Consider the following 527-nt stretch of genomic DNA (forward strand, 5'->3'; position numbering starts at 1 on the left):
GCCACGGGTGGCGGTCTCGGCGGTGGTGCAGGGGCTTTGCGGGTCGTCGGGGTTGCACATTCCGGGGCGGGCCCATTTGGCGAGCATCGGATCCAGGACCGCGCGCAGGGCGGGGGTGATCTCACCGGTGACCGGGGACATGCCGTTCACGCGTGGGCGGCCGATGCTCAACCCGCGCAGGCGTTGGCGATCACGGTCGGCGGCCGGTTCACCGTCGGGGTTCACCCGGATCAGGATCTCGTTGGCCACACGCGCCAAGGCGTCGGGGGAACCGTTGCGGGCGTAGTCGGTCAGGATCTGTTCGGCGGTTTCTCTTTTCCCGTCCGCGAGGGTATCGGGGAGTTTGTGCATCGCGGTGATGATGTGGCGGGCGTGATCAGCCGAGATCGCACCCTCGCGCTGGGCCTGGGCCACCACGGGCAGGACCGGGTCGAGTTCGCCGGTGGGAAAGACACGGGGGGACAACAGTTTCGCGGTGTTCCAGCGGGCGGTGGCCTCGGCATGGGACAGACGCAGAGTGTGTTCCA

The 527-nt window shown here is 68.5% G+C and carries 1 protein-coding gene; it reads right to left on the reverse strand.

Annotation, left to right across the window (positions count from 1 at the left end; genetic code table 11):
- Positions 1–527 (reverse strand): DUF222 domain-containing protein (locus NA10_RS35135; protein WP_157557026.1); only part of this gene is annotated, 527 nt, incomplete at both ends.

The sequence above is a fragment of the Nocardia acidivorans NBRC 108247 genome, from assembly GCF_001625085.1.
Classification (GTDB): Bacteria; Actinomycetota; Actinomycetes; order Mycobacteriales; family Mycobacteriaceae; genus Nocardia; species Nocardia acidivorans.